Source organism: Thermodesulfovibrionales bacterium, from assembly GCA_035622735.1.
Taxonomy (GTDB): Bacteria; Nitrospirota; Thermodesulfovibrionia; order Thermodesulfovibrionales; family UBA9159; genus DASPUT01.
In genome coordinates this window covers 1-4780 of sequence record DASPUT010000164.1, presented here as the reverse complement: position 1 = coordinate 4780, position 4780 = coordinate 1, and the positions used below count along the sequence as shown (strand labels likewise).

At 51.2% G+C, this 4780-nt stretch carries 6 protein-coding genes; all 6 read right to left on the bottom strand.

Translation table 11 applies throughout. The annotated features are described in order from the left end of the window. Positions 1 to 167 precede the first annotated feature (167 nt). Positions 168 to 1058, bottom strand: a complete 891-nt coding sequence (locus VEI96_08805; protein HXX58084.1) for a YihY/virulence factor BrkB family protein — start codon at positions 1056 to 1058, stop codon at positions 168 to 170. A 45-nt stretch (positions 1059 to 1103) separates the two neighbouring features. Further along, a complete protein-coding gene (locus tag VEI96_08800; protein ID HXX58083.1) occupies positions 1104 to 2060 on the bottom strand; it encodes a diguanylate cyclase in 957 nt (318 codons plus the stop codon). 88 nt (positions 2061 to 2148) lie between these two features. Further along, positions 2149 to 2919 (bottom strand): response regulator, encoded by a 771-nt coding sequence (locus VEI96_08795; GenBank protein HXX58082.1) that lies wholly within the window; start codon positions 2917 to 2919, stop codon positions 2149 to 2151. A gap of 501 nt (positions 2920 to 3420) precedes the next feature. Next, the gene (locus VEI96_08790; GenBank protein ID HXX58081.1) at positions 3421 to 3774 is read right to left on the bottom strand and encodes a hypothetical protein; all 354 of its coding nucleotides are present in this window, start codon (positions 3772 to 3774) and stop codon (positions 3421 to 3423) included. 7 nt (positions 3775 to 3781) lie between these two features. Then, positions 3782 to 4096: a divalent-cation tolerance protein CutA gene (gene cutA, locus VEI96_08785; protein HXX58080.1), complete on the bottom strand. Its 315-nt coding sequence runs from the start codon at positions 4094 to 4096 to the stop codon at positions 3782 to 3784. A gap of 66 nt (positions 4097 to 4162) precedes the next feature. Continuing rightward, on the bottom strand, positions 4163 to 4780 hold a 618-nt coding region (locus VEI96_08780; protein ID HXX58079.1), incomplete at its 5' end, for a hypothetical protein.

Below are 4780 nucleotides of genomic sequence, written 5' to 3'. Positions count from 1 at the left end.
GAGTAAGATTGGTCGTACCAAGGTTCAGGGGACAATAACAATAGGTGGCGGTAACGGGCCGGTTACCCTAGAAGACATGGAAATAATCTAACGGGTGACCGTGAGCAAGACCGTGAGCAAGAAGAAATAAGAGACAGAGCATAAGGCAAGAAGAAAAGACACCGAATTTACGTTTCAAACCCCGATGTTTCCTTGAGCGATCTGTATTTGTCACGGTCGAGCTCGGCAATGACCTGGGCACAGAGGAGAAGAATAACCACCGCAACTTCAATGCTGAGAAGAGCAACCACTGTTGCAGCGAAGGAACCGTAAATTAAGTTTACGAGCGACAGGGTTGAGTAGTACCAGACCAGGACGCGACGGGTTATCTCCCACAGAAACGTTGCGGCCGTACCGCCGATAAGGGCATGGCGAAAGGTGATGCGCCCGACAGGCATGACCAGGTAGAGCGAAGTGAGCATGAACACCTCGCCGATCATCCCCAATACATAGAGCGCAAGCCCGGACGCTCCTCCGAGCCCTAGGGCCCATCCGAAAAGTAATAACTGCCTGCTTTCGACTCTCTCCAGTGCTCCCGCAATAAGCGACACGAGCAGTACGCCCAGACTCAGCAAGAAGATGTACACATACGGAATGACAGCGGAGATGAGAAAATGACGGCGTTTAATCCTGACGCGATGAAAAAAGATTACCGACATCGCGTTTTCGAGCACGGTGAAGGCCACGGAACTGAAGAACAGCATGACGAGGAAACCGATGACCCCCACCAGTTCGCGGTGCCGAAGGAACGCCCGCACCTGTTCGGTCAGGACCGCCGCGTAGACAGGGACCACCATTTCGAGATTCGTAGATACGGTATGAAAGAGCTGGCCCTCGTCCATAAAATGTGAGAGCACAATTAACGTGAGGATCAACATGGGAACGATTGAGAGCAAGGTGTAGTAAGCGACAGCACCCGCCAACAGGATGCCTTGATTGCGTTTGAAGTCGAGCAACACCCTGAGCAGGAAGCGGCCGATGTCGGACAGCCGGTTTGCAGGCTTCTCTCTTCCTATCATGGCGTAAGGAATATCGGTACGGGGTTTGGAGGAACAAAGCCCCGGCTAAGGAGACTCGACTCCTCTTTCCGCTTCGCGGGCGACCTCAATCCTGTTTCTTCCCTTTCTCTTGGCCTCGAAAAGGGCAAAATCAGCAGCACTGATGAGTTTTTCGTCAGTGTCCGTGAACTCGTCTGCAGAGGCGATTCCTATGCTGACAGTCACCCGTTCCGCCGGAATCTGCTCAAACTTTCTGATCGAGATCGCACCGAGGATTCTTGATGCGGGCTCGATGGCCCTCTTAATGTCCGTCTGAGGCAGTATGGCGATGAACTCATCACCACCCCATCGCGCGACGATATCGACTTCCCTCAAGGAAAGCTTTATGAGCTGTGCGATTTCCCTCAAAACCGAATCTCCCGCCTTATGTCCGTAGAGATCATTTACCTGTTTGAAATTGTCTACGTCTATCATGAGACAGGTAATAGGTTGTTTATACCGTTTTCCTTCCTTCAATTCATTCTCAAGGATATCCTCGATGCGCCTTCTGTTGAAGAGCATGGTAAGCGGGTCCGTGATAGCCAAGAACTCCACTTTCGTCAGCAGTTCCTCCGTTTGCTTGTTCCTCTGTCGTAATTCGTCCTGGAGGGCCTTTGTCCTCAAAGCGGCATAGATCCGCGCGTTCAGTTCAACTTCGTTGTAAGGTTTCGGGAGGTAATCATCGGCGCCGGCCTCCAGCCCCGCGACCTTGTCTTCTATGGAACCCCTGACGGTGAGCATGATTATGGGAATACCCCTCGTCTCATTATTGAGTTTCAGCCAGCGACATACCTCGTTCCCGTTTAAATCGGGCAGGAGGAGGTCGAGGAGAATCACATCAAAAGAAGCCGTCTTCGCAGCCTTTATCGCAGAAATTCCGTCTCTCGCGCATAGGACCTCGTAGCCGGTCGCCTCGAGGAACTCCTTTGTCCTACTCGCCTGCGTTTCACTGTCTTCTACAACAAGGATTCTGGCCTTTGCCATCGAGCCTTCCTTTGTCTCATTGATCGTGCTGCAGCCCCTTCTTAACGCGAGACTGTTCGATTCGAGCGCCAGGTCACTGCATCATGCGCTACGTGGTTAGAGGGAACGTCTTCGAATCACTCTTTTCTTCCGGAGAAGCTACTATCTCTTTCTCCAACAACTCAGTTACATAGTCCTTCAGCGTCTTAGCAGTATCATCGGTAAGATCTCTAAACTCTATCCCCATGCCCGGCGGAATCCCGTAAACATCATCGAGGGCCGCCCTTGTATAGATGACGGAACCTCTCAGAGTGAAATGTTTCCCCTCTCGTAATGGAAAGGAAACCTCCACCTGCGCGTCTACTGGGAAGGGTTCCTTTATCCTCACATACATGCCTCGTTCCGAGAGGTTTTCCGTAAAGAGTCTATACGATTCTTCACGGAGAGTTACCGTTACCTCCCTGTTCCACAAGACCCGAAAATGCTGTCTCTGTGCGTATCCGGAAGGGAAGACATTCTTTTGGAGGATCTCATGGAGCGCATTCAAACTGACCGGCTTTGTGAGAATCTCCGTACAGCCCAGTCTCTTACACTCTTCAATCGTCTCACGCCGCATATGCGCAGATACCATAATGACCGGCATCCCGGAAGTCCGACTATCCTCCTTCATCCTCTTTAACGTTTCGATTCCATCTGAGACAGGCATGTTGACGTCGAGAATGACGGCATCTATGACAAATATCTTTGTGAGGTTCATCGCCTCAAGTCCATTTTCAGCTGGTATGACTTCAAACCCCATTCTCTTTAAGGCGATCGCCAGATATTTGAGAAAGATTGTATTATTCCCCGCAAGAACGAGGGTATTTCTTCGAAATTTCATGTTTCGTTTCCACTTCGAGTCGCGCATGTCCTATTCCCTCGCAATCATTCTCTGAAGTCTTCCTCACTTCTTCAGAGATAGAATTTTCCGGGAGATCTTTGTTCCCCAATATTGGAACGACGCTGTGGCTCCCCAGGGTCGCACTGACTCAGCGGGTCTCCGCCAAGAAGGCATATCGCCCGAAACAGATGATTCGAGATGCCTGCACGATCCGGCATTCCTGTCACCTCTAAAAAAGAATCGTTCAATAGTATCCGAATAGCGCGCGAATTTGCAAACTTTCGACATACCCGATATCTTCTTATTCTTTCCTTCTCTTACCTTGCCATAAGCATACAAGCAATCTTCATGCTAAAGAAATTTCGTAATTTTAGGCGATATTTCACTAAAATTGGGCACTTGATGAGGGGCTTGCGACAGATTATGTCAGCGAGCAGACCGATAATGTTTGTAAACTTAATTTCTTGCAAATTTAATTTAGAGAAAACGGGAAATTATGCTTCATCGACTCCGGGGCTTTTTTCTTTCTCCCTCCTTCCCATCGAAAGGGATGAACGACCTTCGCATGAGCCATTCGACGATGGTAAAGCCGCCGCACGGCCGCGAATCAGTCCCCTCCCTGAAGCCGCAACCATCTGTCAGAAAATCACAGTTCCCGCAGATGAGTCTTCTTATTGAACGGTCACCGAGAAGGTCCGGCACCGCTCTTATCTGTCGAACCTCCCGTTCGAGTTCCCGTGCGGTAAGGATCCGTTCGAGGAAATTGTATGTGCCGCAGGTCAGATCATCCCTCCCATCCTTGTGAAAAGGGCAGAAGCCTTTGCAGATAAGCTCCCTATAGAGAGCGGTCTTCATCGCGATGCTAGTCAGTCACTTCTTTCAGCCACTTCAGGTAATCTGCGGAACCCTTGACTACGGGAACGGCGATGATTTCCGGGACCTTATAACTGTGAAGCTCCCTGACTTTTCTTGAGAGGCCTTCGAAAAGACTCAGGCGGGTCTTGACGACGATGAGGACCTCGGCTTCGTCCTCGATCCTGCCTTCCCAGCGATAAACAGAGCGCAGGCCGCCTACGATATTCGCGCAGCCCGCAAGACGGGCCTCCACAAGGGCATGTGCGATTTTCGCTGCTTCCTCCTCATCCGAAGTGGTAATGAAGACTACGATGTTATCCATAAGACGTTGTTCTCTCCTTATCCTAGACTCGACACCACAAAAAACGAAGGCTACGCCATGCGCATGCTATCCGCAATTACGTTGCGCGGGGAGTTCTCCGGAGAATTTACCGTCTCTCATGAGGGTCATTCTTGCCCCGTCGCTGTGAATGAGCACTACCGTCGGTTTGAAGAATACAAAGTCCTGATGGAAAGGCGTCTTGACCGTGCCGCCGAAGGAACTGTTGTCCCCGAGAGCGACATGGACAGTCCCGAGTATCTTCTCTGATTCGAGGATATTGTCTGGTCTTCCGGCCTTGTCGTTCGTCCCGATACCGAGTTCGGCTATGTTGGCATTCTCCCATTTCTCGCTGCAGCGAAGACGCAGAACTTCCCCGAAGGGCTCATCGCCTTCGATCTTTATGACTGAACCGTTTTCCACGGACAGGGTCAGAGGGGACGATAACTCCCTTGTCGGCGCCCATCTGAGAACAAGTTTTCCCCTGGCGGTGCCCTCCAGAGGTGCAAGATATACTTCGCCGGCAGGGAGATTGCCGAAAGAGCCTTTTCGCGTGAGTATCCCGGTGTCAGACAATGCGGTTCTGCCTTTCTTCGAGAGGAAGAAGTCCGTGCCGTCGGGAGTGCTTATCTCGATGCATTCCGCCTTATTGACGACCCTCGCGACGGCGGAGGTGCGGCGTGATAG